The sequence below is a fragment of the Citrobacter sp. MGH110 genome (genome assembly GCF_001037515.1).
In the GTDB taxonomy this organism is placed as follows: Bacteria; Pseudomonadota; Gammaproteobacteria; order Enterobacterales; family Enterobacteriaceae; genus Citrobacter; species Citrobacter portucalensis.
The window spans coordinates 377,986-402,982 of sequence record NZ_KQ089832.1; the positions used below are offsets into that span (position 1 = coordinate 377,986).

The following is a 24,997-nucleotide window of genomic DNA, read 5'->3' on the forward strand; positions in this document are numbered from 1 at the left end:
ATTCGTGGAGAAGCACATGGAAACTAAGCAAAAAGAACGTATTCGACGTCTGATGGAATTGTTGAAGAAGACCGACCGAATCCATCTGAAAGAGGCGGCACGAATGCTGGAAGTTTCCGTGATGACTATTCGTCGGGATCTCAGTCAGGATGACGAACCGTTACCACTCACGCTGCTCGGTGGTTACATTGTGATGGTGAACAAACCTGCTGCCATCGTTAACGCGCCACTCCCCGCGCAAAAACAGTATCACCGCGACGATTTACCGGTTGCCATTCTGGCTGCGGGACTGGTGAGTGAAAATGATCTGGTCTTTTTTGATAATGGTGCGGAAATGCCGTTGGTGGTCAGCATGATCCCGGACGATATTTCCTTTACCGGGATTTGCTACTCGCACCGGGTGTTCGTAGCGCTAAATGAAAAGCCCAACGCCACAGCGATTCTTTGCGGGGGGACCTACCGGGCGAAAAGTGACGCCTTTTACGACACCAGCAATCCCTCCCCGCTGGATGCACTCAACCCACGGAAAGTCTTTATCTCCGCCAGCGGAGTCCATGAGCATTTCGGCGTTAGCTGGTTCAATCCGGACGATCTGGCCACAAAACGCAAAGCGATGGAACGCGGATTACGCAAAATTCTGCTGACGCGCCACGCCCTGTTCGATGAGGTCGCCCCCGCCAGCATTGGTCCACTCTCCACCTTTGACGTACTGATAAGCGACCGTCCGTTACCGGCAGATTACGTAACCCACTGCCGGAACGGCTCTGTCAAAGTGATCACCCCGGATTCAGACGGCGACTAACTCACTCAAAGAACACGGTAATTTTGTTAAACATCGACGGATCGGACTGGTTGCGGGCCACTTTCACCACATCTTCCAGCTTGTCGATCTGGCTTATCATCTGCTCAAGACGTTGATCGTCATTGACCAGTAGCCAGATGCGGCTCTTATCGCTGTCCTGAATCGGTAGACAGAGAATGCCTTCTACGTTGAACGCGCGGCGGGCGAACAGCCCGCAAACGTGAGTCATTACGCCCGGATGGTTGCGTACGGTGAGTTCCAGGATTACGTTGTCATGTGTCTGCTGTTGCATGGCTTATTCCCCCACCATTTCTGTGTTTGCCGCACCCGGCGGCACCATCGGGTACACTTTTTGTTCGGCATCGATGCGCACGTGGATCAGCGCAGGCCCAGGGCGATTAATAATCTCCTGCAACGCTGCCTGTGGGTCCGCTTCGTTATTCAGATCGCAGGTTTCGAGACCAAACCCGGCGGCTATCTGCATAAAGTTAATCATCCCCGGATAGGTCGCGGCAAAAACACCCTGCTTATAGAACAAACTCTGCTGCTGATATACAAGACCCAACGCTTCGTTATTCATCAGGATGATTTTAATATCCAGCTGATTTTCGCTGGCTGTCGCCATTTCCTGAATATTCATCATCAGGCTGCCGTCGCCGGAGAAGCACAGCACTTTCTTGTCGGGATTGGCCAGCGCTGCACCAATTGCCGCTGGCAGGCCAAAGCCCATAGTTCCCAGACCGCCGGAGGTCAGCCACTGACGCGGACGGTTCAGCGGATAAGCCTGTGCCGCCCACATCTGATGCTGGCCTACGTCGGTGGTGATAATGGCGCTATCGTCTACGCAGGCAGCCACGGCGTTGATCAATCCATAGTGGCTGAGCGGGTCGCTTTCCTGCGGAATAGTGCAAGGGAATTCACGTTGTAAATCGGCCACCGTCTGATGCCACGACTCTCGCGGCTGCGCGTCAATAAATGGGATCAATTGCGCCAGAACCTCATCGACATCCGCCTGAATCGCCACGTGCGGTTGTTTGATTTTACCCAGCTCCGCGCGGTCGATATCCACGTGAATGATTTTGGCGTTCGGGCAGAATTGCTCCGTTTTACCAATCGCCCGGTCATCAAAACGTGCGCCCAGAACAATCAATAAATCCGCTTCTTGCAGAATAAAGTTAGTGCTACGCGCGCCGTGCATGCCCAGCATGCCTAACGACAGCGGATGCGCTTTCGGCAACATACCGAGCGCCATTAAGGTCATAGTGGTGGGCAGCATCGCTTTTTCCGCCAGTTCACGCACGCGCTCAGGTGCGTTAATCACGCCGCCGCCGAGGTACAGCACCGGACGCTGTGCGGCGTTAATCATGGCTGCGGCATCGCGAATGCTGTCCTGGCTGAACGCTGGTGCCGCCATTTTCTGCGCAGGCTCCGGCATCTCTTCAATATCAAAAACAGCGGTTTGAATATCCTTAGGAATGTCTATCCACACCGGGCCTGGACGTCCGGACTGCGCAATGCGGAACGCATCGCTCATGACCTGAGGTAATTCACTGATATGGCGGACCAGATAGTTGTGCTTAGTGATGGGGATAGAGATGCCGTAGGTGTCGACTTCCTGGAAGGCGTCGGTGCCTATCATTGAAGCCGGAACCTGCCCGGTGATACACACCAGCGGGATGGAATCCAGACGCGCATCGGCAATGGCGGTCACCAGATTGGTTGCGCCCGGTCCGCTGCAGGCCATACAGACGGCGGGTTTGCCATCGGTTCTCGCCATTCCCTGCGCGATAAACCCTGCTCCTTGCTCGTGGCGCGCCAGGATATGACGGATTTGCGTGCTTTGACTTAAGGCGTCATAGACGGGAAGAATCGATCCGCCGGGAATACCGGTAACAACCTGAATCCCCTGGCGTTCCAGGAAATGAACGATGAATTCTGCGCCCGTAAAACGCGTACGCTTGGATGTTATGCCCGAACTTGCCATGCTCCAGTCCTTTTATTCTGGGCCTTTGCTCCGGGCAGGTCTCTGAAACGAAAAACCCCGCCCGGTTTGCGCCGGCGGGGTTTTGGAATCGTGTGTTGATTCGGACCCTACGGCGCATTGCCGACGACCACCACCACACGCACGACGACCGCTGCGCGAGATGGCGCAGTTTTTAGTAGGGTCGCAGTCAGCATGGAAGGGTTCATTAGGGACCTGTCTGTTTGTTGATTAACTGGATTTATACAAACACAGGTTTTTCAGCGTGACAATGGAAAAATTTTCATCTGCATAAAAATGCGTCAATGATCACATTTCGTTGTGCATTGCTGAAAAACAAAAAACCCCGCCGGAGCGAGGTTTTTTTCAGTGCTGTGCGGTTGGTAGCCGCCGAACACACTGTGTTATGTCAACGAAAAAAGTATACGCGTTCTGCGAAGAACACGCAATTTCGGCACGAATTTTGATGGTTTTGAGTATGGAACATGAATAGCGTAACGTCCATAAAACACTGTTAATTTATACAGTATTTATCTATAATGTCTCGGTACGCAATGTGTTATGCGGGGGCCGCATCGTAAACCGGCGCATCAAAGTCCTGGCTGAAACGGGTGGTGCCGTCAGCGCCTTAACCCCCGTGTGAGCACACTGTGTTATGTCAACAAAGGTGCTGGCAACAGGCAGCGGCGAGGTACGTCAGCACCGTGCTCCTTGTACCAAAAGGAGAGCGTATGAGCCTCGTGGATATCGCTATTCTTATCCTCAAACTCATTGTTGCAGCACTGCAACTACTTGATGCCGTTCTGAAATACGTTAAGTAATTCGGATTCAAGTCGCACCTAAGGGGGGCGGGTAACACTCCGCTCCCCTTTCACCTTCTCCCTGGTGCTTGTGTCGCGCCAATATGTTACGTTTTTATGACATTCTCAGGGAAGAATTCCACCATGACGCTTTCTGTTTTCTGCATTTTGCTGTTCGCCGCGCTGCTGCATGCCAGCTGGAATGCCATTGTTAAAGCTGGAAACGATAAACTGTACTCAGCGATCGGTGTCAGCGGTTCTGCTGCAATTATGGCATTGATTTGCTTACCCTTTGCGCCGCAACCTTCCGCCGCCAGCCTGCCTTTTTTAGCCGTCTCAACTGCGTTGCAAATTGTATATACCGTCCTGGTCGCCAAAACCTATCAGGTTTCGGATATGAGCCAGACCTATCCGTTAATGCGCGGCACAGCGCCGCTGCTGGTCGCAATTATCAGCGTCCTGTTTCTTGGCGATAGCCTCTCTGTGCTAGCCTGGGTGGGGATTGCCACGATCTGTCTGGCGATCCTCGGCATGGCGTTTAACGGACGCAGCAGCTCGCAACGCGGGATCGTGCTGGCGCTCATTAACGCCTGCTTTATCGCCGGATATACGCTGGTTGATGGCACCGGCGTACGTTTATCAGAAACCGCGCTGGGTTATACGCTGTGGACCTTCTTTCTGAACGGCTCCTGCCTGCTGGGCTGGGCGATGATTGCCCGACGCCGGGAAGCGTCGCGCTATCTGGTACAGCAGTGGAAGAAAGGTATTCTTGGCGGGATTGGCACAATGGGTTCTTACGGTCTGGCGCTGTGGGCCATGACTCAGGCTCCGTTGGCGGTAGTCGCTGCGCTGCGTGAAACTTCCATCCTGTTTGGCGCGCTGCTCGCGTGGCTGCTACTGAAAGAGAAGGTTGCCGGAATACGTCTTGTTGCGGCTGGAGGCATTGCCATAGGCGCAGTTTTGCTACGCTTATCATGACCTCTGTAAACCCGATGCAATCCGGCAACATTTGTTGCCGCTTTTTGTTTACATTTCCTGCCGTTCATCGTTTAAACATTCCAGCCCACTATCTGGCCTTCTTTTTCTGTTGTGGTAGATTCCACGCGCATTTACGGGAAAGTGCAGCACCTTATTCTTATTTTTTCACTTTTTTAAAAGTAATCAGCGAAATGAAAAGGCATAGAAGCGTCAATTTGTTGTTGATGTTGGTATTACTGGTGGCGGTAGGTCAGATGGCGCAAACCATTTATATCCCCGCGATTGCTGATATGGCGCGTGAACTGAACGTTCGCGAAGGGGCGGTGCAAAGCGTGATGGCCGCCTATCTGTTGACCTACGGCCTGTCACAACTGATTTACGGCCCACTTTCCGATCGCGTTGGCCGCCGCCCGGTGATCCTCGCCGGGATGTCCATTTTTATGCTGGCTACGCTGGTCGCCATAACCACCCACAGCCTGACGGTATTGATTATCGCCAGCGCAATACAGGGGATGGGAACAGGCGTCGGCGGCGTGATGGCGCGAACGTTACCGCGCGATTTGTATGAAGGCACGCAGTTACGCCATGCGAACAGCCTGTTAAACATGGGGATTCTGGTTAGCCCACTGCTGGCACCATTGATTGGCGGTATGCTGGATACCCTGTGGAACTGGCGCGCCTGTTACATCTTCCTGCTGGTGCTGTGTGCAGGCGTCACGTTTAGCATGGCGCGCTGGATGCCGGAAACGCGCCCCGCAGGTGCGCCGCGTCCACGGCTTATCGCCAGCTACAAAACGCTGTTTGGCAACAGCTCTTTCACCTGTTACGTGCTGATGCTGATCGGCGGCCTGGCGGGCGTTGCGGTCTTCGAAGCCTGTTCCGGGGTGTTGTTAGGCGCGCGTCTCGGCTTAAGCAGCATGGTGGTCAGTATCCTGTTTATTCTGCCCATTCCGGCGGCGTTTTTTGGTGCCTGGTTCGCCGGTCGCCCGAATAAGCGTTTCTCGACGCTAATGTGGCAGTCAGTTATCTGCTGTCTGGTCGCCGGTTTGATGATGTGGATCCCTGGTCTGTTCGACGTGATGAACGTCTGGACGCTGCTGGTTCCCGCCGCACTGTTTTTCTTCGGCGCCGGGATGCTGTTTCCGCTGGCAACCAGCGGCGCAATGGAGCCTTTCCCGTTCCTGGCCGGTACTGCTGGTGCGCTGGTTGGTGGATTACAGAACATTGGTTCCGGCGTGCTGGCGTGGTTCTCTGCCATGCTGCCGCAGACCGGGCAAGCCAGTCTGGGCCTGCTGATGACCCTTATGGGGCTGTTGATTTTTATTTGCTGGCTTCCGCTGGCGTCACGCGTGTCGCATCAGGGACAGGCAGTTTAAGCGTATGATGGCCCGGCTTCTCGCCGGGCTTTTCACACTCAGGGGCAATCATGGTATTCAACAACGGCTCCAGCGCCGGTCTCCATGCCCCTTCCTCACCATCATAGAACTGCGTATCCGCATTGATAGCATAGGGAATTTTCGCTTTCTTCAGCTCGCAAGCCATAAAGCGGGCGAACGCCATTTGCGAGGCAGAAGGCGCATTCCTGATGGTTTCTCCCGGCGACCAGCCTCCTACCCAACTAACATGACCGGTTTTCTGCTGCCAGTGAATGGCAGTATTGATACGGGCGCGAATGGCGGCCTTTTCTGCCGCTGTCCCTGAGGTCCACGGGTATTTACCGTTATTTTTCAGCGGCCCCCACGGGAAAATATGCCATTGGGCCAGCACGGTATTCTGACTTTGCGGCGGCAATTTTAGGTTGGGCAAATCTTCCGGAGCGGCATGCAGTTTCGGCGCGATAAATATCATTCGCTGTGGATCGATGGCATGGATGGTACGGATGGTTTTGTCATACACCCTATTGAGCGACGCCTGATTATGGTTGAGCTTATCGGCAGGTTCATAAATCAGGTCGAAACCCAGCAACGGCGAACTTTGACCAAAGTAATGCGCCACTGCCACCCACCAGTTAACCACCTCTTTTTCGTTACTGACACTGGGGTCTTTTTTATACTCGTCAGCCTGATAGGCGATTATCGGGATCACGCCATACTGCTCGCAGGCTTCCACCAGCTTGCGCAGATGAATGAGCCGCGCCTCCGTAGGCTCACCCGCCACGCGAATGCGCACGTGGGTCAACCCTTTCGCCTTATAATCCCGCACCACCAGCGGATCGAATTCACGGATGCCCCGATCGGTACGCGCCCAATCTACGTCCATCCCAACCCCAAGCTGCTGCACATACTGCGCCGCCGTCAACGCAGGTTGCGCGGCACACACGGTGGCGCTGGCCAACAGTAAAAGGGAAACAATCGGCTTTAACACGGTCGTCCTTACGCAAATCATCAGGAGTGATATCACGTATTTAGCACGCTTTTTCACTTTCCGTGTAGAGCGAAAGCGTAAAAAATATTCGCGACCCGCTTATTTAACCTGCTCCTGTAGCCAGCCAATAAACGCCTCGATTTTCGGCCACTGCCTGCCGGGCAGCGTGGTGATGTAGTAATGCTGATGACATTTCAGCGCCATATCGCCAAAAGGCGCAATCAACTCTCCGCTGTCGAGGCGTTTTTGCACCAGCCGTTTTCGGCCCATCGCCACGCCGATATGGTTCATTGCCGCAATTACTGCTAAATCCGAACGATCAAAACCAATCCCCGACGATGTCGGCAAATTCGCCGCAAAATGCTGCGCCCAACTGTGCCACTCATCGGTCCCGGAATCGTTACTCCACGCCTGTCTGTCGTGCAGCAACGTACAGTGCGGCAAATTCACCAGCGAACCGGTAAGGTCATGGCGGCGGGCGTAGTCCGGGCTGCACACCGGCAGGATCTCTTCATTCATCAGGAAGTGATGCGTGAGTTGCGCGGAGGGTGCATCGTCAAAATAGATGGCGAGATCGATACCCGCACGCTGTAGATTGACGTTGTCGTTTCCGGTCAACATGGTTAGCGAAATTGACGGGTAGCGACGGGTAAAGTCGCCGAGCGCCGGAACCAGCCAGCACTGGGCGATAGAAGGCCGTGAGTAGACGGTGAGCGTCCCCGAGAGCTCCTGATTCTTAATATCAAGAATCTCCTGGTTGAGCGTGTCCAGTGACGACTTCAGCGCCCAAAATACCCGTTTGCCCTCATGAGTGAGTTCCACTTTGCGATGAGAACGAACAAATAATTGGATGCCAAGCTCATCTTCAAGCTGATTTATGCGATGGCTGACGGCACTGGGGCTCAATGACAGCTCGTCTGCCGCCAGCGCAAAAGACTGATGCCGGGCCGCCACTTCAAAAGTATACAGCTTTGACAACTGCCAGCCGTTGAGCAGCCGGTTTCTGACTTCGCGTAGGGGATCCATTCTCACCTCCTTTCCTTCTGATTCATGCGCTGGAGTGTAAAAAAGTTCGCTGCAAAAATCAGCTCAAAGGTGAATCAGAGTGAACCATATCGCATAAACAAAGCGCAATTAGACATAAATCACGCATTTGATGCAATCTGGCTCATGTGAATGGGGATTTATATCGTTTGTCAGACCATGCCTTATTTTTGTCCAATAACCCTATATTAATCACAGGGCAAGGTGAGTTATGCACTCTCAAATCTGGGTTGTGAGCACGCTGCTGATAAGCATCGTGTTAATCGTTTTGACCATCGTGAAGTTCAAATTCCACCCGTTTCTGGCGCTGCTGTTAGCCAGCTTCTTCGTGGGTACGATGATGGGCATGGGGCCGTTGGATATGGTCAATGCCATTGAGAGTGGCATCGGCGGTACGCTGGGCTTCCTCGCCGCGGTTATCGGCCTTGGGACCATTCTGGGCAAAATGATGGAAGTGTCCGGCGCAGCCGAACGCATTGGCCTGACGCTGCAGCGCTGCCGCTGGCTATCCGCCGACGTCATTATGGTTCTGGTTGGGCTGATTTGTGGGATCACGCTGTTTGTTGAAGTCGGCGTGGTGCTGTTGATTCCACTGGCCTTTTCAATTGCCAAGAAAACCAATACTTCATTACTGAAGCTGGCGATTCCGCTGTGTACGGCGCTGATGGCGGTGCACTGCGTGGTACCACCGCATCCGGCTGCCCTGTTCGTGGCGAACAAGCTGGGCGCAGACATTGGCACCGTGATTGTCTACGGCTTACTGGTCGGCTTGATGGCCTCGCTGATAGGCGGTCCTCTGTACCTGAAATTCCTGGGTAACCGTCTCCCGTTTAAACCGGTTCCGGCTGAGTTTTCTGACCTTAAAGTGCGTGACGAAAGTACGCTACCGTCGCTGGGTGCTACGCTGTTTACCGTTCTGCTGCCGATTGGCCTGATGCTGGTAAAAACCGTCGCTGAGCTGAACATGGCGAAAGGCAGCACGGTATATACGCTGCTGGAGTTTATTGGTAACCCGATCACCGCGATGTTTATTGCCGTTTTCGTTGCCTATTACATTCTCGGCCTGCGTCAGCACATCGGTATGGGTACGTTGCTGACCCACACTGAAAACGGTTTTGGCTCCATCGCTAACATTCTGCTGATTATCGGCGCAGGCGGCGCATTCAACGCTATCCTCAAGAGCAGTGGGCTGGCGGATACTCTTGCGCTGATCCTCTCGAACATGCATATGCACCCGATTCTGCTGGCGTGGCTGGTGGCGTTAATCCTGCATGCCGCGGTGGGTTCCGCCACGGTGGCAATGATGGGTGCCACGGCAATCGTTGCACCGATGCTGCCGCTCTATCCCAACGTCAGCCCGGAGATCATCGCCATTGCTATCGGTTCCGGCGCTATTGGCTGCACGATCGTTACCGATTCCCTCTTCTGGCTGGTGAAGCAATACTGCGGTGCCACCCTGAATGAAACGTTTAAATACTATACGACCGCGACATTTATCGCGTCCGTGATTGCACTGGCTTGCACATTCCTGCTTTCCTTTATTATCTAAGCGCAAAGAGACTGACTATGGAAAACATTCAAACACTTATCGCCCAGTATCCTTTAGTGGAAGATCTGGTTGCTCTCAAGGAGACAACCTGGTTTAACCCTGGCACCACCTCTCTTGCGGAAGGTTTACCGTATGTTGGCCTGACTGAACACGATGTTCAGGATGCTCACGCCCGTCTGACGCGCTTTGCGCCGTACCTGGCAAAGGCATTCCCGGAAACCGCGGCCACCGGCGGCATTATTGAATCTGAGCTGGCCGCGATTCCGGCCATGCAAAAGCGGCTGGAGAAAGAGTACGGGCAGCGCATCAATGGCGAAATTCTGCTGAAGAAAGACAGTCACCTGCCAATTTCTGGCTCGATTAAAGCCCGTGGCGGCATTTATGAAGTACTGACCCACGCGGAAAAACTGGCGCTGGAAGCCGGTCTGCTGACCACACAAGACGATTACAGCGTTCTGCTTTCGCCCGAATTCAAACAGTTCTTTAGCCAGTACAGCATCGCGGTAGGCTCCACCGGTAACCTCGGCATGTCGATTGGCATTATGAGCGCCCGTATCGGCTTTAAGGTGACGGTGCATATGTCGGCCGATGCCCGCGCATGGAAAAAAGCCAAACTGCGCAGCCACGGTGTGACGGTCGTGGAGTATGAAGAAGATTACGGCGTGGCGGTTGAACAAGGCCGTAAGGCAGCGGAGTCCGATCCAAACTGCTTCTTTATCGATGATGAAAACTCGCGCACGCTGTTTTTAGGCTATGCGGTGGCCGGACAGCGCTTAAAAGCGCAGTTTGCCCAGCAGGGACGTGTGGTGGATGCAGACCATCCACTGTTTGTTTACCTGCCATGCGGCGTCGGCGGTGGCCCTGGCGGCGTGGCGTTTGGCCTGAAGCTGGCGTTTGGCGACAACGTGCACTGCTTCTTCGCAGAACCAACCCATTCACCGTGCATGCTGCTGGGGATTTATACCGGGCTGCACGATACGATTTCCGTGCAGGAGATTGGCATCGACAACCTGACGGCGGCTGATGGGCTGGCTGTCGGCCGTGCGTCTGGCTTTGTTGGCCGGGCAATGGAACGTCTGCTCGACGGTCTGTACACTCTGGACGATCAGACGATGTACGATATGCTGGGCTGGCTGGCGCAGGAAGAAGGTATTCGCCTCGAACCGTCAGCGCTGGCAGGGATGGCCGGTCCGCAACACGTTTGCGCCTCTGCTGACTATCAGCACATGCACGGCTTCAGCGCGGCTCAGCTCAATAACGCCACCCACCTGGTGTGGGCGACCGGCGGTGGAATGGTCCCGGAAGATGAAATGGCGCAGTATCTGGCCAAAGGACGTTAAATACCGCTGAGCTTAACGCAGCATCGCCATCAGCTCCATCGGTGAGCGATGCTGCTTAAGCAGGTCACGCATCACGCGCATATGCGGTGCGGTGTGGCTGAAGAAAGCCTGATAGCCTGCACACAGCACGCCCTTTCCATTTTCCTCGCAGTACGCAGGACAATCACCGTGGTAATATTGAAACAATGAGCATGTCTGGCAACGCGTATTCATTGATGACATGGTCTGTCGTTCAATCTGTGCCGTCAGACCACACCACTGGCGAAGCGTTTTATCGAAAAGCTGGATAGATATCTGATTAATATCTTCACGTACCCAGATATCAAATATCGTAATTAAAAATCGGCCCCATGCCTCAGACGTAACCGATTCGTCTGTCAGATGACCTGAACCATCGAGCTTAACCAGCGGAATAAACTGTACCAGGCGAACATTTCCTTGTTGCAAACCACGGTACACTTCAACCGGTTGTAAACACTTCTGATGGTCAATCACCACGTTTAAAACATCATCACTAACATCCATGTTCTCACATCCTGTCATGCAAAATTCCCGATAAATACGATAAGTTGGCGAACATGCGTTACAGCAAACAGCATTGCGAGGGATAACACCGCGAGGGAGATCATAAATTTGTCACGCACCGCGCGAGATTCAGAAAAATCGCTATGACTCACATCCATCAGATTACGGCTGCGGGTGTAGCGCCAGAGGATAATCGCCACTATCGCCAGCACAACTACCGATATCCAGAACAATGCTCCCGCCTGGTGCCAGTTGTGCTTAATCGCCAGCGCCATTAACGCGCCATAGCCCAACAACGTGCGAAACCAGGCCAGTGAAGTCCGCTCCGGTTGTAACCCCGGATCAGCGATGCGTCGGGATTTGCGGCTATCCGGCATACAGCACCAGCGTCATGACAATCACCGCCACAATAGTCAGCATGACGCTGATAATCAGCAGGCTGTGGGTGTAGGGCAAGTCCTCTTTCAGTCGCATCGCCTTTTCGTTACGTAGCCAGCGCAGGTAGCCGTAGATCGCCAGACCGCCGGCAAACAGACACAGCAACAAGGCAAGCGCCTCACGGATGACCGGCGTGGCAAAATCCGGGGCCAGTTGATCAAGGCCAACCCCCGCCGCCAGAAATCCGAGCGCGGTGCGGATCCACGCCAGAAAAGTACGCTCATTTGCCAGCGAGAAGCGATAATCCGGTGCTTCTCCAAGGCGAGAAATCTTCATGACAGCTCCTTAAATATTGTTGTCTGGTCGTTATACCGGAACAGTTAAGGAGTATGAACCTGATTCTCAAACGAGAGGGCGAGTCGGGTGATGAGACAATGGGAAAGAGAGAGGGTGTTTGTAATGCCGGATGGAGAGTTGCGTTTTATCCGGCCTACAGGAGATGCAGGCCGGATAAGTCAGTTTTAACCTAATCCCCAGAAGAGCACCGCCAACAGTTGCGGGGTGATAATCCTCAAGAACATGACCAGCGGATAAACGGTTGCGTAGGAGAGCGCAGCCGCCCCGCTGGTGGCATGCAGGTTATTAGCAAACGCCAGAGCCGGGGGATCGGTCATTGAGCCAGCCAACATGCCGCACAGCGTCAGATAGTTCATTTTGGCAAAGATTCGCGCCAGCAAGCCCACGGTAATGAGCGGAATCGCGGTAATGAAAATACCGTAGCCCACCCAGCTCAGACCATCTCCCTGTGTTAAGGTATCGACAAAATCACCGCCTGACTTCAGTCCCACCACTGCAAGAAACAGCACGATACCCAACTCTCGCAACGCCAGGTTAGCGCTGGGAGGCATAAACCAGTACAGCTTACCGATGCTACCAATACGCCCCAGGATCAGGGCCATAATCAGCGGTCCACCGGCCAGACCCAGTTTTAACGCCACCGGGAACCCCGGGATGAATAGCGGGATTGAACCCAGTAGAACCCCCAGCCCGATACCGATAAATACCGGCAGCATCTGCACCTGCTGCAGTTTTTGCTGCGCGTTACCCACAACATTGGCAACGGCATCAATGGACGAAGGACGTCCCACCAGATTGAGGATATCCCCGAATTGCAGGCTGGCGTCACTGCTGGCTACCAGCTCAACACCCGCACGGTTCAGGCGGGAAATCACCACGTCGTAACGTTCTTTAAAGTGCAGGTCGCGGATACGTTTACCCAGCACCTGCTCGTTGGTCACCACCACGCGTTCTACGCGTAAATCGGTACCTCGCGTAGACAGCGATGTGTCTACCTCCTGCCCAATCACCACCTGCGCGTTATGCAGGTCAGCTGGCTGCCCGACCAGGTGTAGCAGGTCGCCCATCTGTATAACCGTCCCTGGCGACGGCACCATCAATGTCTCGTCACGTTTCAGACGCGAGCAGATGATTTTGTCGCTGTTCAGAATCGGGACATCCTGAATCGCCATATTGTTGATGTTTGGGTTTTCCACGCGGATGTTCATCGTCTGAATCAGTGCGTGCCCGTTGGTCAGCGTGGATTCATGCTGCTGGGCTTCAGCATCGACGTTAACGCGGAAAATAAGGCGCATCAGCCACATGGTCAGTAAAATTCCGCAGATGCCGAAAGGATAAGCCATGGCATAGCTCATCCCCATCTGGTCAACCACATCGCCAGGCGTACCTAAATCGCGCAGAATTTGCTGCCCCGCACCTAACGCCGGGGTATTGGTGACCGCTCCAGAGAATATTCCCAGCACCACAGGGAGAGGAATGGCAAAAATCTTATGCAGGATCGCGGTGACCAGGCCACCCATGATGACAATCAGCACAGCAAACAGATTCAGCCGCAGGCCCGAAACGCGCAGAGAAGCAAAAAAGCCCGGCCCCACCTGAATACCAATGGTGTAGACGAAAAGAATCAGGCCAAATTCCTGAATAAAATGCAGCATGTCGCCGCTCAGGGTCATCCCTGCCTGATCGACAAAATGCCCGACGATAATACCGCCGAACAGCACGCCTCCAATGCCAAAACCCACGCCACGTATTTTTATGTTGCCGATCCATAACCCGACAACTGCCACTAATGCCAGAACGCTGACCGTCAATGCTATATCACTCATATCCTGTTCCCTGTGAATAACATCATTAAGTAAATGGATTCTCGCAGAGTACAGTCGCAATGTATGGGTGGTAAAGCACAAAAAAGCCCCGTCATTTCTGGCGGGGCAAAGGCATGGAGCTATTTAACTATCTAATGCAGGACGTTCGCTGATGGCGATACGTTGTGGAGCAATGGTTTCAGGTTCATTCCGGGTCAAATCAATATGCAGCAAGCCGTTAGTGAAGCTTGCGCCGGAGACCTCCATATTTTCAGCCAGCGTAAAGCTCAGGCTGAACGGCTGAGTGACCAGCCCCTGATGCAACCATTTGGTCTCTTTTTCCGGCTGCTGCGGCGTGCCTTTCACGGTCAGGCGCGTGCCTTCCAGTTGAATATCCAGATCTTCCTGGCGGAAACCGGCTAACGCAAGGGTAATGCGGTAGTGGTTATCATCGCTCTTTTCGATGTTATAAGGCGGGAAGCTCTGGCTTTCACCGGTGTTTTGCAAGGCATTGGCCAGTTTGTCAAAACCGATCCATTGACGCAGCAGTGGGGATAAATCGTAGTTACGCATAATAATCTCCTTCCAAGAAGCGAGCAGGTACCTTTCGGCTCCCTGACGGCAAGCCGATGACTTAGCAAGGCCGCCTGAAGCGGCCTACAGAATTAGTTGATTTCGATGCGGCGCGGTTTGTTCGCTTCAGGAATCACGCGCTCAAGATCGATATACAGCAGACCATTTACCAGGTTTGCGCCGCGAACATGAATGTTCTCCGCTAACTGGAACTTGCGTTCAAAGTTGCGCTCGGCAATACCCTGATACAGGTAAGTACGTTCTTTTTGATCGTCCGCATGGGCGCCTTTTACCACCAGCAGATTGTCCTGGGCAGTAATTTCCAGTTCGCTTTCAGCAAAACCGGCAACAGCAATTGCAATGCGGTAATGGTTTTCGTCTACCAGCTCAACGTTGTACGGAGGGTAGCCGCCATTGCTCTGGCCCTGATTGTTTTCCAGCAGGTTAAACAGACGGTCAAAACCAATAGCAGAACGGTACAGCGGGGATAAATCAAAGTTACGCATAATCAATAGCTCCTGAATTCAGCGAGAATAATTGACCTTCCATCATGGACAGGTCAGGTAGCCAGGACACCCATCAGGCATGCCCTTCATTTGTCTACACTCTAAAAATGGGTCTTAATACAAACTTTTCAAGCGTATTCATCTGACTTTTTTTGCAGTTTGTTGTCTATTGCATACACTGGGGGGAGCAGTTGTTCTCGTTAAATCGCGATGGCCGCCACAGTGCGACGAAATGGTGATGTTATTTTCGCAACGGATCGCTTTAACTCACCATGCAAACACGATAAATACAGATGAATAAATGATGATTAAAAAAATGTTGGTAACACTGACGATGTGTAGTGGGATGGCGTTTGTAAGCGGTTGTTCCAGCATCATGTCGCATACAGGTGGCAAAGAAGGGACGTATCCTGGCACGCGAGCCAGTGCCACAATGATTAGCGAAAGTGATACGAACTGGGGAACCAAGTCGCTGGCGATTCTGGATATGCCTTTTACCGCGGTGCTCGATACGGTATTGCTACCTTGGGATCTCTTTCGCAAAGATAACTCGGTGAGATCCCGCGTAGAAAAAAGCGAGGAGAGAACCCAGGCCACGAACGCCGTTATTCCCCCGGCAGAAATGTCTGCTCCATAAATTAACGCCCGGTTTCAGTCACCCACAGCTGGCGGAAACCCTCGACGTCTTCCATCCACGCAACCTGTCGACCATCAGGGGAGAAGACGATCGCATCGGCCGACGGCGGGTTATCATGACGTTCCGTTAAAAAATCAATCTCGCCCGTTTGAACATCACAACAGGCAATTCTGTTCTCCAGTACAAATCCCAGCCATTTCCCCGAAGGGTGCCAGTTAAAGGCTGACTGAATATTCGTAGCGCACTGGGTAAGCTGACGCAGCGATCCACCCTGTGGGGAAATCAGCCAAAGCTGTACAATACCGTTGTCATCACGCATTAAAAACGCAATCTCTGATGCCTTTGGATTACTGCGTACCCAGTGGCGAGGCTGATTCACCAGCCCCGGGAAGGCGCGCTCATGGGTAAACGTCAGACGGCGTTGGCGAATACCGGATGGTGGCGCAGGCATGGTCATGTCAGTCCCCTCCAGAGGCGCGTCCCCCGGCTGTTTCCAGCCGCTTTCATCCTGTGGCAAATCAACAATAAACAGCTCCGGTACTTTCTCGCCAGTGGCTGATAGCGTATCACCGATAAACGCCAGCCTGTTTTCTCCAACCCAGCCCTCTTCATAGGCGCGGTTAATCTCATCGCTACCCGGTTTTGGCGTTGGTGTCGTCTGGCTCACCAGCACGCACCAATGGCTGCCACTGTATTCACGCGGATGCTGCGCGGAGACCTTCACCGGACCATACGGTGCAGCCACGCCGACGTTGCGTAAATCGAGCGCCGGAGAGCGCTCATGCAGAACATGGTCGTTATAGGTGAAACTGACAAACTCACCGTTCGGGCTAAAGACATGCACATGACTCCCGCCGCGCAGCGCACCTGGCGTATAGGGCGCAGTAATATCCATTGCATCCAGATTCTCCACCCCAGCCTGCGTAACAATCACCCCACGACGATGATGGAAGTCGTAATGCCATGTTTCATCAGGATTTTCAGGCCCGTGAATGAAGACATATTTTTCCAACTTTGGATGAACGGTCACCACGCCAACGTGCGATCCCTGAATAGCCCGGTAAATCACCTCCAGCTCGCCAGTATGGATATTGACGCGCTCAATTGTTTCACCGGTAAAAGAGGCGCCGGAAGGGCGCACATCAAAGACCAGCCACTGGCTGTCCGGTGTCCAGGTATTGATATTGGTAAGCTGATGATTACGCGGCGTAAAGGTGATTTGCTTCATGGGATGCCCTGATACAAGACGATTAAAACAATCATACTTCACAAGCACTTCACTTTCAGGCTTTAGCGTATCGCCATCTTCATTTTTGCGGACAGAAAGATGGAACATTTTGACGTAGCGATTATCGGTTTAGGTCCGGCAGGCGCAGCGCTGGCGCGACAGTTGAGCGGAAAAATGCGCGTGATTGCGTTGGATAAAAAACGCCAGTGCGGCAACGAAGGTTTCACTAAACCCTGCGGCGGTCTGCTGGCCCCGGACGCCCAGCGTTCGTTTATCCGCGACGGGATAACCTTACCCGTTGATGTTATCGCCAACCCGCAGATTTTTAGCGTTAAAACGGTTGATGTTGCAGCTTCTTTGACGCGTAACTACCAGCGCAGCTACATTAATATCAACCGCCATGCTTTTGATTTATGGCTTAAATCTCTCATCTCTGATGATGTGCAGGTGTATCACGACAGCCTGTGTCGGAAAATCTGGCGCGAGGGCGATAAATGGCATGTTATCTTCCGCGCCGACGGTTGGGAGCAGCAGATCACTGCACGTTATCTGGTGGGGGCAGACGGCGCGAATTCACTGGTGCGCCGTCATCTCTATCCACAGCACCAAATCCGTAAATATGTCGCTATTCAACAATGGTTTGCGGAAAAGCATCCCGTACCGTTCTATTCCTGTATTTTTGATAACGATGCAACTGACTGTTATTCCTGGAGTATCAGCAAAGATGGCTATTTTATCTTTGGTGGCGCCTACCCCATGAAGGACGGACAGGCACGCTTTGACGCGCTGAAAGAGAAGCTGGAAGCGTTCCATTTCCAGTTCGGCAAACCGGTGAAAAGTGAAAAATGTACGGTGCTATTCCCCTCACGCTGGAAAGACTTCGTCTGCGGCGAGGACAACGCATTTTTGATTGGTGAAGCGGCCGGTTTTATCAGCGCCAGCTCGCTGGAAGGGATTAGCTATGCGCTGGACAGCGCGGAGATCCTCAAATCGGTACTGCTGCGGGATACGCCAGATATGAATCACGCTTACCGTAAAGCCACCCACAAGTTACGTCTCAAACTGTATGGCAAAATCCTGAAAAGCCGGGCCCTGACGTCGGCATTTTCCCGTAAATGGATTATGCGCAGCGGCGTTGCGCATATTCCCTTGGCAAAATCAGAAAACCGCCCGCCAGTGAAAGAAAAACGTGAGAGAAAACGTAGTAAGGCAATGACATTGTGGCGCGTTTTCTTAAGGGACTGAGTTCACCTCGCTGTCACGGCCTTGTGCCACCGTAGCCAGCGCGGGAAAGTTGGCGACGGTGTACCAGGAACCTGGCGTAGGCAGCCGCTCCATTGTACGGCCAGGCCAAAGTTCGAGTTGTGCCAACGCATCAAGGGAATATTCTCGCCAGTGATGTGGCAACATCAGTCTCAATGGCGAGGCTTGTTCACCCGGTACCGACGTCGGTAAACGCGAGCCACTCACATCATAGTTTCTGTGCAGAACCAAATATTTCTCTGGTACCCGACGCTTGCTGTTCCACCATTTGCCATCCAGCATATCAAACTGAAAGCGGGTGATTTTTTCCGGTTTTGCCCCCAATTGCATCAACGCCTGGCGCAGCGCGTTGTTCATCGCCGCATCGTACATTTCCGTTGTTGCCAGTTGCCCATTGAGGATCAGCGATACCGCAATTCTGGTACCCAACAAATTTGAGTAGAGATCTTCCGGGGAAAATGCAGAAACCTCCTCCGAAAATCCTGGAACAGACTCAAAACCATACCATTGCGCAATTTCATGCCAGGCAGCGAGCTGAAACGCCAGATGCGCGGCCATCCATGCCGCCAGCGCGTAACGATCAGCAGGCTCTGTGGGGGGTGTGAAAGCGTTAAATACGACATGCCGTTGCGCAAGCTCATCATCCAGACGCAGCGTAAATGATTGACCAAGCCGTGGAAGAAGATGGCTAAAGAGCCAGGCCGTCATGTCTGCGGTATCACGGACATGTGCGGTATCAATGAAGCCACCGCGAGCGGTATACACTATGCCATTATTCTCATGCCCGATCCCTGCCAGATTCGCTAGCCCTAACAGTAGGCTATCGTTATAGCGGTGCTCGCCGATGCTATCGATCGTGACAACATTATCAAGTTCATAAAATGGCACCGGCATATGCAGTACCTGTGCGTGCAGGTCGTAGCCAAACGCGCAGCACGGACGTAATCCCTGAGGTGCAGGGAGGGGCGAAACTACCGGCCAGGCAGTACCCTGGGCCTTATCCTCTGTAGAAACGAGCTGCAAAGTTACAGGTATTGCCGCACGGGCTATCGCCGTTGCCAGCCATAAGAGCGCTATTAACACCACCTTATTGATCAAAATGCCTCTCCAACCTGAAAATAAAAACCGCTGCTCCCTTTGCCAATCCCATAATCAAGACGCACATTCACCCGGGGCTTAAATTCAAAGCGGTAGCCCACACCGGCGGACGGTAACCAGCGTCCATCGTCCAGCGCATGAAAAGAGGGTCCCATCGTGCCCGCACCGAGCCAACCAACCACACCATGCCGCCAGTCAAGTTTCCGCCGATACTCCAGTTGCCCGCTGACGGCGTTTTTATCCCGGTAGCGCCCTTCGTAATAACCGCGCATACGCTGATTGCTGCCAAGCAGCGGCATCATGCTCCACGGCACATCGCCTTGGGTAAACGCGCCGTCCATCTCCCAGGCAAGCACATTGTTCTCGTCCAGCGAGTGATAGCGGCTGTAGTGCAGTTGATATTCATCAAATCGCGTATCGCTTCCCACCTCTGGTGTGAATCGGGTATAGCGCACATCGGCATACTGTCCTTTACGCGGGTTGGGAACGAAATCACGATCGTCCCAGCTGAGTTCGACACTACTTCCGGAGCTGAGAACCGACGCCCCCTGCCCGGTATGCTCAATGTTGGGCGGATCGTTATCGTCCATTTGGGTAGCGTGCTGGGCGTTCAGCGACCAGCCAAGCCCCAGATAAACATTGGGTGCCAACTGGCGATACAACGTTGGGCGCAACTCCAGAACCTGAGCGGTGTATTGCTGTTTTTGGTTATCTTTATCCCCAGCGCTAAAACCTTGCCCCCAGTAATAGGTTGGAGTATCCGTTAATGCGCCATTGAGAAAAAATCGCCACCGATCGTCGGCAAAAAATGCGTAATTTTGCATCGTGATACCGAATGCGCCAGTTGAGCTAAAATAGCCGCTGAGCGTCAGCGTCGAGTTTTGGCTTACCGTATCATTCGGGTCAGGGCGATACATCCCCACCACCGCTGTACCGATCCCTAACCCCAGCTCCGGGGTATAAAACGGTCCCGGCATTACGCCCCAGTCAATGCCTTTGCTGACGTCAAAGCTATCACTGGCACCCAACTTATTTAGCCAACCGTCAACTTCGCCTCGGCTTGGCAACGCTGCCCGCACTGTACAGGAGAGCATGTTGAACAGCAGGAAGAGGGTAAGACGGCTCAAAAGCGATACTCTCCCGCCATGAAGAAACTGTTACGTTCAGCAAAGCCGATTTCGGTCGTGACGTTGAAGTTCCGGGTAATTTCATACTGTGCGCCCACCAGCACGTTCCAGGGGGATTGCAGATGCTGTTTAACGTCAAAGCGACCATTACCGTCTTTGTTGGCAATATCAACGAGTCTTTGCAGCGTTTCAGACGGCATGGTGAGGTCGTTAAGGTTACCGCTAAATTCTTGCTGCACGTCCTGGTACATACTGCCAACCCATAGATTCAACTTTCCGGATGGCAGGTGCAGCGCATCCACACTGGGGGTGGTAAAGCGATAACCGATGCGCGGAGAAAGGGTTAAGGCATCAATACTCCCATCCAGAATATCGAACCGCGTCTGGGTGTAGTTGGCATCAAAAGCAGTAAACCAGTTGCCTACACCGCCAACCAGCGTCGTCCCTACGCCGTAGGTGGTGCCTTTAAAGTCGAGCTGAAACGCCAAATTCTGCAAACTGCTTGGTGTGCGGTCTTTAAGGGGGCCTTTTATCCCGACGCCTATTTGCGAAACGGAGTGGCCATCGGTATAGCCAATCAAGCCATAGACATTCATAAACGGCAGCAGCCAGGCATCCAGCTTCAGCGTTTCGGTTTTACTGCGTTCACGCGTATTGCCGACGCTAATTTTAAACGCGTTATCCAGTGAGCGACCACCGAGGGAAAGACCGTTGAAGTTAATACTATCCACATTAATATTTTGTCGGATATTCATGTAGTTAATATTCACGCCAAACGGTGCCGGTAGTTCATATCCGCGCTTACGCGCTTCATCGCCTAAAAAGGGCAAAATAGTGTGGTTTTCGGCAGGTTTAACCGTCGTTTTTTCCGGTACAGGCGCAGACAGACCGTCATCCTGATAGCCAAAGAGAGGTGTAATAGTTGAGCTGGAATCCGTCGCGGCACTGGCATGAAAAACCAGACAGGAAGACGTTATCAACACCACGCGGATGCTTGTGTTTGTCATAAGAAAGTTTAGTAGCAGGCAGGAATTGCCCAGATATAAAAGAAGAAGGGAGAGTATAGAAGTTACGTACTATGTGGAGGTATTAATGTGCGGTTTCACATCTGATAATATAAATATATGTTTTATAACATTTTAATGTTAATGCCCAGCCGAGGCCAGGCATAACACGCATCAGGAAAGGACGTATTTCTCTATCGCCCAGGCGACGCCATCTTCAAGGTTAGATTTCGTCACGAAGTTGGCGATTTCTTTGACTGATGGAATAGCGTTATCCATGGCAACGCCCACCCCTGCGTATTCAATCATCGCGATGTCGTTTTCCTGATCGCCAATCGCCATCACCTCTTCGGCTTTAATGCCTAACGCATCGGCCAGCGATTTTACGCCCGTCCCTTTATTGACGCGTTTATCGAGGATTTCGAGGAAATACGGCGCACTTTTCAGCACGGTGTACTTCTCTTTTACTTCCGCAGGTAGACGAGAGATAGCTTTATCGAGGATCTCCGGCTCGTCAATCATCATCACTTTCAGGAACTGGGTTGCGGGATCCATTTTCTCGGCTTCACAGAACACCAGCGGGATGGTCGCGACAAACGATTCGTGCACCGTGTAGTAGCTGATATCACGGTTCGCGGTATACAGCGTATTGCGATCGAGGGCGTGGAAATGCGAGCCAACTTCCCGGGAAAGCTGCTCCAGGTAGCGATAATCATCATAGCTCAGCGCGGTTTGCGCCACGGTACTGCCATCCCCTGCTTTCTGCACCAGCGCACCGTTGTAGGTAATGCAGTAGTCACCGGGTTGTTCCATATGTAGTTCTTTCAGATAGCTGTGAACGCCAGCATACGGGCGTCCCGTGGTCAGCACCACATTCACGCCACGCGCGCGTGCCGCGGCAATCGCCGTTTTGACCGCTGGTGAAATGGTGTGATCGGGTAGCAGAAGTGTGCCATCCATGTCGATAGCAATAAGTTTGATAACCATGAGTTCCCCGGATTAAATGAGTCCGTCCTCATGCTAACGCGATTCCGCTCAAAAAACAGCTACGAAAAGGGGGATAGAAAGGGGAATCGAGATTCCCCTTTTTGTAGATTGGTTGTCGTTTGTAGGTCTGATAAGCAACGCGCCATCAGGCACAATACAACGTCTTGCCGGATGGCGGCGTAAACCGCCTTATCCGGCCTACAGATTGGCTTAAATATCGATGTTCGCCGCTTTCAGGGCGTTTTCTTCGATAAATGCGCGACGCGGTTCAACGGCATCGCCCATCAGCGTGGTGAACAGCTGGTCGGCAGCAATCGCATCCTTCACGGTAACGCGCAGCATACGACGGCTTTCCGGATCCATGGTGGTTTCCCACAGCTGTTCCGGGTTCATCTCGCCCAGACCTTTATAACGCTGGATAGCGAGGCCACGACGAGACTCTTTCTGCAGCCATTCCAGCGCCTGCTCAAAGCTGGCAACCGGCTGGCGACGCTCGCCACGTTCGATAAACGCATCGTCTTCGATCAGCCCACGCAGCTTCTCGCCAAGCGTACAAATACGATGGTACTCGCCACCGGTCACAAATTCATGCTCCAATGGATAGTCAGTATCGACACCGTGGGTACGCACCCGGATCACCGGTTCGAACAGGTTCAGTTCAGCGTCTTTACGCACGAAGCTATTCCAGGTGCTGCCGTGCATTTCGTTTTCATTAAGCACGTTAACCAACTGGGAAACCCAGGCCGTAACTTTCGCTTCATCAGCCAGATCGGCTTCTGGCAGCGTCGGTTGATAAACCAGCTCTTTCAGCAGCGCTTTCGGGAAACGACGTTCCATACGGCCAATCATTTTCTGCGTCGCGTTGTATTCAGAAACCAGTTTCTCTAACGACTCACCGGAAAGGGCCGGTGCGCTGGCGTTGGTGTGCAGCGTTGCGCCATCCAGAGCGATAGAGATCTGATACTGATCCATCGCTTCGTCATCTTTAATGTACTGTTCCTGCTTGCCTTTTTTCACTTTGTACAGCGGTGGCTGTGCAATGTAAACGTGGCCGCGTTCAACGATTTCCGGCATCTGACGATAGAAGAAGGTCAACAGCAGCGTACGAATGTGCGAGCCATCGACGTCCGCATCGGTCATGATGATGATGCTGTGATAACGCAGTTTGTCCGGGTTGTACTCGTCACGACCGATGCCACAGCCGAGCGCGGTGATCAGTGTCGCGACTTCCTGAGAGGAGAGCATCTTGTCAAAGCGCGCTTTCTCGACGTTGAGGATTTTACCCTTCAGCGGCAGAATCGCCTGGTTTTTACGGTTACGGCCCTGCTTAGCAGAACCGCCCGCGGAGTCCCCTTCCACAAGGTACAGTTCGGACAACGCCGGGTCACGTTCCTGACAGTCCGCCAACTTGCCCGGCAGGCCCGCTAAGTCCAGCGCGCCTTTACGACGGGTCATTTCACGCGCACGACGTGCAGCTTCACGAGCACGTGCAGCATCAATAATTTTGCCAACAACGATTTTCGCGTCAGACGGGTTTTCCAGCAGATATTCGCTCAGCAGTTCGTTCATCTGCTGTTCTACCGCCGATTTCACCTCAGAGGAGACCAGCTTGTCTTTGGTCTGTGAAGAGAACTTCGGATCCGGTACTTTCACGGAAACAACGGCAATCAGGCCTTCACGGGCATCGTCACCAGTAGCGCTGACTTTCGCTTTTTTGCTGTAGCCTTCTTTGTCCATGTAGGCGTTCAGGGTACGGGTCATCGCCGCACGGAAGCCTGCAAGGTGAGTACCGCCGTCACGCTGTGGAATGTTGTTGGTGAAGCAGTAGATGTTTTCCTGGAAACCATCGTTCCACTGCAGCGCAACTTCAACGCCGATACCGTCTTTTTCGGTGGAGAAGTAGAAGATATTCGGGTGGATCGGCGTTTTGTTTTTGTTGAGATATTCAACAAACGCCTTGATGCCACCTTCGTAGTGGAAATGGTCTTCTTTGCCGTCGCGCTTGTCGCGCAGACGAATAGAGACGCCGGAGTTCAGGAATGACAGCTCACGCAGACGTTTCGCCAGAATGTCGTATTCAAATTCAACAACATTGGTAAAGGTTTCGTGGCTTGGCCAGAAACGGACCTGAGTCCCGGTCAATTCTGTTTCGCCGGTTACTGCCAGCGGCGCCTGCGGCACACCGTGCACGTAAGTTTGCTGATGCACTTTGCCTTCACGACGAATCACCAGTTCCAGCTTCTGTGACAGGGCGTTAACGACGGAAACACCCACGCCGTGCAGACCGCCGGAAACTTTATAGGAGTTATCATCGAATTTACCGCCTGCGTGCAAAACGGTCATGATAACTTCCGCTGCCGAAACGCCCTCTTCCGGGTGAATACCGGTTGGGATACCACGGCCATCATCGGTAACGGACACGGAGTTGTCAGCGTGAATCGTTACCACGATATCTTTACAGTGACCCGCGAGCGCTTCGTCGATAGCGTTATCTACCACCTCGAATACCATGTGGTGCAGACCGGTGCCGTCATCCGTGTCGCCGATATACATACCCGGGCGCTTACGCACCGCATCCAGTCCTTTCAGGACTTTGATACTGGAGGAGTCATAAGAATTCGACATCAACGTTTCTCGCTCATTTTATCTTG

25 protein-coding genes and 1 other annotated feature are annotated in these 24,997 nt (G+C 53.0%); of the genes, 8 read left to right on the plus strand and 17 right to left on the minus strand.

Annotation, left to right across the window (positions count from 1 at the left end):
• The first annotated feature begins 16 nt into the window (after window positions 1–16).
• A complete protein-coding gene (locus SK38_RS21740; RefSeq protein ID WP_048237043.1) occupies window positions 17–802 on the plus strand; it encodes a DeoR family transcriptional regulator in 786 nt (261 codons plus the stop codon).
• A 1-nt stretch (window position 803) separates the two neighbouring features.
• On the opposite strand, the gene ilvN is transcribed toward SK38_RS21740, so the two are convergent.
• The 3 genes from ilvN to ivbL all read right to left on the minus strand — a co-directional run bounded on the left by ilvN (window position 804) and on the right by ivbL (window position 2,992).
• On the minus strand, window positions 804–1,094 hold the full coding sequence (ilvN, locus tag SK38_RS21745) for an acetolactate synthase small subunit (protein WP_003023914.1): 291 nt from the start codon (window positions 1,092–1,094) through the stop codon (window positions 804–806).
• Window positions 1,095–1,097: 3 nt separating this feature from the next.
• Window positions 1,098–2,786 (minus strand): acetolactate synthase large subunit, encoded by a 1,689-nt coding sequence (gene ilvB / locus SK38_RS21750; RefSeq protein ID WP_048237044.1) that lies wholly within the window; start codon window positions 2,784–2,786, stop codon window positions 1,098–1,100.
• A gap of 107 nt (window positions 2,787–2,893) precedes the next feature.
• Window positions 2,894–2,992, minus strand: a complete 99-nt coding sequence (gene ivbL / locus SK38_RS24515) for an ilvB operon leader peptide IvbL (protein ID WP_003827118.1) — start codon at window positions 2,990–2,992, stop codon at window positions 2,894–2,896.
• A 522-nt stretch (window positions 2,993–3,514) separates the two neighbouring features.
• Between ivbL and tisB the strand changes: the two genes are divergently transcribed.
• From tisB to emrD, 3 genes are all read left to right on the plus strand, one after another.
• Complete coding sequence (gene tisB / locus SK38_RS21755; protein WP_003023909.1) at window positions 3,515–3,604, plus strand: type I toxin-antitoxin system toxin TisB; 90 nt, start codon at window positions 3,515–3,517, stop codon at window positions 3,602–3,604.
• Between the two features lie 123 nt (window positions 3,605–3,727).
• Window positions 3,728–4,561: a DMT family transporter gene (locus SK38_RS21760; protein ID WP_020996046.1), complete on the plus strand. Its 834-nt coding sequence runs from the start codon at window positions 3,728–3,730 to the stop codon at window positions 4,559–4,561.
• A gap of 191 nt (window positions 4,562–4,752) precedes the next feature.
• Window positions 4,753–5,937 (plus strand): multidrug efflux MFS transporter EmrD, encoded by a 1,185-nt coding sequence (gene emrD / locus SK38_RS21765; RefSeq protein ID WP_048237067.1) that lies wholly within the window; start codon window positions 4,753–4,755, stop codon window positions 5,935–5,937.
• Here the strand turns inward: emrD and SK38_RS21770 are convergent.
• Both SK38_RS21770 and dsdC read right to left on the minus strand, forming a co-directional pair.
• Window positions 5,882–6,946 carry a cellulase family glycosylhydrolase gene (locus SK38_RS21770; protein ID WP_048237045.1) on the minus strand — a complete coding sequence of 355 codons (1,065 nt, stop codon included), beginning with the start codon at window positions 6,944–6,946 and terminating at the stop codon, window positions 5,882–5,884. The genes emrD and SK38_RS21770 overlap by 56 nt on opposite strands.
• A 78-nt stretch (window positions 6,947–7,024) precedes the next feature.
• Window positions 7,025–7,951 (minus strand): DNA-binding transcriptional regulator DsdC, encoded by a 927-nt coding sequence (gene dsdC, locus SK38_RS21775; RefSeq protein WP_048237046.1) that lies wholly within the window; start codon window positions 7,949–7,951, stop codon window positions 7,025–7,027.
• A gap of 229 nt (window positions 7,952–8,180) precedes the next feature.
• Between dsdC and dsdX the strand changes: the two genes are divergently transcribed.
• Entirely contained in the window at window positions 8,181–9,518 is a 1,338-nt protein-coding gene (gene dsdX / locus SK38_RS21780) for a D-serine transporter DsdX (protein ID WP_003827107.1), read from the plus strand.
• A gap of 17 nt (window positions 9,519–9,535) precedes the next feature.
• The gene (gene dsdA, locus SK38_RS21785; protein ID WP_048237047.1) at window positions 9,536–10,858 is read left to right on the plus strand and encodes a D-serine ammonia-lyase; all 1,323 of its coding nucleotides are present in this window, start codon (window positions 9,536–9,538) and stop codon (window positions 10,856–10,858) included.
• Between the two features lie 12 nt (window positions 10,859–10,870).
• On the opposite strand, the gene SK38_RS21790 is transcribed toward dsdA, so the two are convergent.
• The 6 genes from SK38_RS21790 to ibpA all read right to left on the minus strand — a co-directional run bounded on the left by SK38_RS21790 (window position 10,871) and on the right by ibpA (window position 15,002).
• Window positions 10,871–11,383, minus strand: a complete 513-nt coding sequence (locus tag SK38_RS21790) for a radical SAM protein (RefSeq protein WP_053069354.1) — start codon at window positions 11,381–11,383, stop codon at window positions 10,871–10,873.
• A 14-nt stretch (window positions 11,384–11,397) separates the two neighbouring features.
• Complete coding sequence (locus SK38_RS21795; protein ID WP_032945444.1) at window positions 11,398–11,760, minus strand: DUF202 domain-containing protein; 363 nt, start codon at window positions 11,758–11,760, stop codon at window positions 11,398–11,400.
• Window positions 11,750–12,097 (minus strand): YidH family protein, encoded by a 348-nt coding sequence (locus tag SK38_RS21800; protein ID WP_003023888.1) that lies wholly within the window; start codon window positions 12,095–12,097, stop codon window positions 11,750–11,752. The genes SK38_RS21795 and SK38_RS21800 overlap by 11 nt, the downstream gene beginning before the upstream one ends.
• A 185-nt stretch (window positions 12,098–12,282) precedes the next feature.
• The gene (locus tag SK38_RS21805; RefSeq protein WP_048237049.1) at window positions 12,283–13,944 is read right to left on the minus strand and encodes a putative transporter; all 1,662 of its coding nucleotides are present in this window, start codon (window positions 13,942–13,944) and stop codon (window positions 12,283–12,285) included.
• A 123-nt stretch (window positions 13,945–14,067) separates the two neighbouring features.
• Window positions 14,068–14,496, minus strand: a complete 429-nt coding sequence (gene ibpB / locus SK38_RS21810) for a small heat shock chaperone IbpB (RefSeq protein ID WP_003827096.1) — start codon at window positions 14,494–14,496, stop codon at window positions 14,068–14,070.
• 92 nt (window positions 14,497–14,588) lie between these two features.
• On the minus strand, window positions 14,589–15,002 hold the full coding sequence (ibpA, locus tag SK38_RS21815) for a small heat shock chaperone IbpA (protein ID WP_003023882.1): 414 nt from the start codon (window positions 15,000–15,002) through the stop codon (window positions 14,589–14,591).
• Window positions 14,996–15,068: a sequence feature (ROSE (Repression Of Heat Shock gene Expression) occurs in the 5'-region of heat shock genes and acts as an RNA thermometer to modulate expression.), on the minus strand. Its footprint overlaps the gene before it by 7 nt.
• A gap of 238 nt (window positions 15,069–15,306) precedes the next feature.
• On the opposite strand from ibpA, the gene SK38_RS21820 reads away from it, so the two are divergent.
• Entirely contained in the window at window positions 15,307–15,639 is a 333-nt protein-coding gene (locus SK38_RS21820) for a YceK/YidQ family lipoprotein (protein WP_003023879.1), read from the plus strand.
• A 1-nt stretch (window position 15,640) separates the two neighbouring features.
• On the opposite strand, the gene SK38_RS21825 is transcribed toward SK38_RS21820, so the two are convergent.
• Window positions 15,641–16,867, minus strand: coding sequence for a YidR family protein (locus tag SK38_RS21825; protein ID WP_048237050.1), 1,227 nt, complete (start codon window positions 16,865–16,867; stop codon window positions 15,641–15,643).
• A 99-nt stretch (window positions 16,868–16,966) separates the two neighbouring features.
• On the opposite strand from SK38_RS21825, the gene cbrA reads away from it, so the two are divergent.
• A complete protein-coding gene (cbrA, locus tag SK38_RS21830) occupies window positions 16,967–18,112 on the plus strand; it encodes a colicin M resistance lipid reductase CbrA (protein ID WP_048237051.1) in 1,146 nt (381 codons plus the stop codon).
• Here cbrA and SK38_RS21835 read toward each other — a convergent pair.
• From SK38_RS21835 to gyrB, 5 genes are all read right to left on the minus strand, one after another.
• Entirely contained in the window at window positions 18,101–19,228 is a 1,128-nt protein-coding gene (locus SK38_RS21835; protein WP_048237052.1) for a DUF4056 domain-containing protein, read from the minus strand. The two genes, cbrA and SK38_RS21835, sit on opposite strands and share 12 nt — an antisense overlap.
• On the minus strand, window positions 19,225–20,355 hold the full coding sequence (locus SK38_RS21840) for a BamA/TamA family outer membrane protein (RefSeq protein WP_048237053.1): 1,131 nt from the start codon (window positions 20,353–20,355) through the stop codon (window positions 19,225–19,227). Before SK38_RS21840 ends, SK38_RS21835 begins: the two co-directional genes overlap by 4 nt.
• The gene (locus tag SK38_RS21845; RefSeq protein WP_048237054.1) at window positions 20,352–21,362 is read right to left on the minus strand and encodes a hypothetical protein; all 1,011 of its coding nucleotides are present in this window, start codon (window positions 21,360–21,362) and stop codon (window positions 20,352–20,354) included. The genes SK38_RS21840 and SK38_RS21845 overlap by 4 nt, the downstream gene beginning before the upstream one ends.
• A 171-nt stretch (window positions 21,363–21,533) precedes the next feature.
• Window positions 21,534–22,346 carry a sugar-phosphatase gene (gene yidA, locus SK38_RS21850; protein WP_048237055.1) on the minus strand — a complete coding sequence of 271 codons (813 nt, stop codon included), beginning with the start codon at window positions 22,344–22,346 and terminating at the stop codon, window positions 21,534–21,536.
• A 210-nt stretch (window positions 22,347–22,556) separates the two neighbouring features.
• Entirely contained in the window at window positions 22,557–24,971 is a 2,415-nt protein-coding gene (gyrB, locus tag SK38_RS21855) for a DNA topoisomerase (ATP-hydrolyzing) subunit B (protein ID WP_008786542.1), read from the minus strand.
• Window positions 24,972–24,997: the final 26 nt, after the last annotated feature.

Excerpts from the sequence above, each read along its gene's own strand:
- SK38_RS21740 (WP_048237043.1), top strand. The coding sequence starts at position 17 with ATGGAAACTAAGCAAAAAGAACGTATTCGACGTCTGATGGAATTGTTG.
- ilvN (WP_003023914.1), bottom strand. The coding sequence starts at position 1,094 with ATGCAACAGCAGACACATGACAACGTAATCCTGGAACTCACCGTACGC.
- ilvB (WP_048237044.1), bottom strand. The coding sequence starts at position 2,786 with ATGGCAAGTTCGGGCATAACATCCAAGCGTACGCGTTTTACGGGCGCA.
- ivbL (WP_003827118.1), bottom strand. The coding sequence starts at position 2,992 with ATGAACCCTTCCATGCTGACTGCGACCCTACTAAAAACTGCGCCATCT.
- tisB (WP_003023909.1), top strand. The coding sequence starts at position 3,515 with ATGAGCCTCGTGGATATCGCTATTCTTATCCTCAAACTCATTGTTGCA.
- SK38_RS21760 (WP_020996046.1), top strand. The coding sequence starts at position 3,728 with ATGACGCTTTCTGTTTTCTGCATTTTGCTGTTCGCCGCGCTGCTGCAT.
- emrD (WP_048237067.1), top strand. The coding sequence starts at position 4,753 with ATGAAAAGGCATAGAAGCGTCAATTTGTTGTTGATGTTGGTATTACTG.
- SK38_RS21770 (WP_048237045.1), bottom strand. The coding sequence starts at position 6,946 with ATGATTTGCGTAAGGACGACCGTGTTAAAGCCGATTGTTTCCCTTTTA.
- dsdC (WP_048237046.1), bottom strand. The coding sequence starts at position 7,951 with ATGGATCCCCTACGCGAAGTCAGAAACCGGCTGCTCAACGGCTGGCAG.
- dsdX (WP_003827107.1), top strand. The coding sequence starts at position 8,181 with ATGCACTCTCAAATCTGGGTTGTGAGCACGCTGCTGATAAGCATCGTG.
- dsdA (WP_048237047.1), top strand. The coding sequence starts at position 9,536 with ATGGAAAACATTCAAACACTTATCGCCCAGTATCCTTTAGTGGAAGAT.
- SK38_RS21790 (WP_053069354.1), bottom strand. The coding sequence starts at position 11,383 with ATGGATGTTAGTGATGATGTTTTAAACGTGGTGATTGACCATCAGAAG.
- SK38_RS21795 (WP_032945444.1), bottom strand. The coding sequence starts at position 11,760 with ATGCCGGATAGCCGCAAATCCCGACGCATCGCTGATCCGGGGTTACAA.
- SK38_RS21800 (WP_003023888.1), bottom strand. The coding sequence starts at position 12,097 with ATGAAGATTTCTCGCCTTGGAGAAGCACCGGATTATCGCTTCTCGCTG.
- SK38_RS21805 (WP_048237049.1), bottom strand. The coding sequence starts at position 13,944 with ATGAGTGATATAGCATTGACGGTCAGCGTTCTGGCATTAGTGGCAGTT.
- ibpB (WP_003827096.1), bottom strand. The coding sequence starts at position 14,496 with ATGCGTAACTACGATTTATCCCCACTGCTGCGTCAATGGATCGGTTTT.
- ibpA (WP_003023882.1), bottom strand. The coding sequence starts at position 15,002 with ATGCGTAACTTTGATTTATCCCCGCTGTACCGTTCTGCTATTGGTTTT.
- SK38_RS21820 (WP_003023879.1), top strand. The coding sequence starts at position 15,307 with ATGATTAAAAAAATGTTGGTAACACTGACGATGTGTAGTGGGATGGCG.
- SK38_RS21825 (WP_048237050.1), bottom strand. The coding sequence starts at position 16,867 with ATGAAGCAAATCACCTTTACGCCGCGTAATCATCAGCTTACCAATATC.
- cbrA (WP_048237051.1), top strand. The coding sequence starts at position 16,967 with ATGGAACATTTTGACGTAGCGATTATCGGTTTAGGTCCGGCAGGCGCA.
- SK38_RS21845 (WP_048237054.1), bottom strand. The coding sequence starts at position 21,362 with ATGACAAACACAAGCATCCGCGTGGTGTTGATAACGTCTTCCTGTCTG.
- yidA (WP_048237055.1), bottom strand. The coding sequence starts at position 22,346 with ATGGTTATCAAACTTATTGCTATCGACATGGATGGCACACTTCTGCTA.
- gyrB (WP_008786542.1), bottom strand. The coding sequence starts at position 24,971 with ATGTCGAATTCTTATGACTCCTCCAGTATCAAAGTCCTGAAAGGACTG.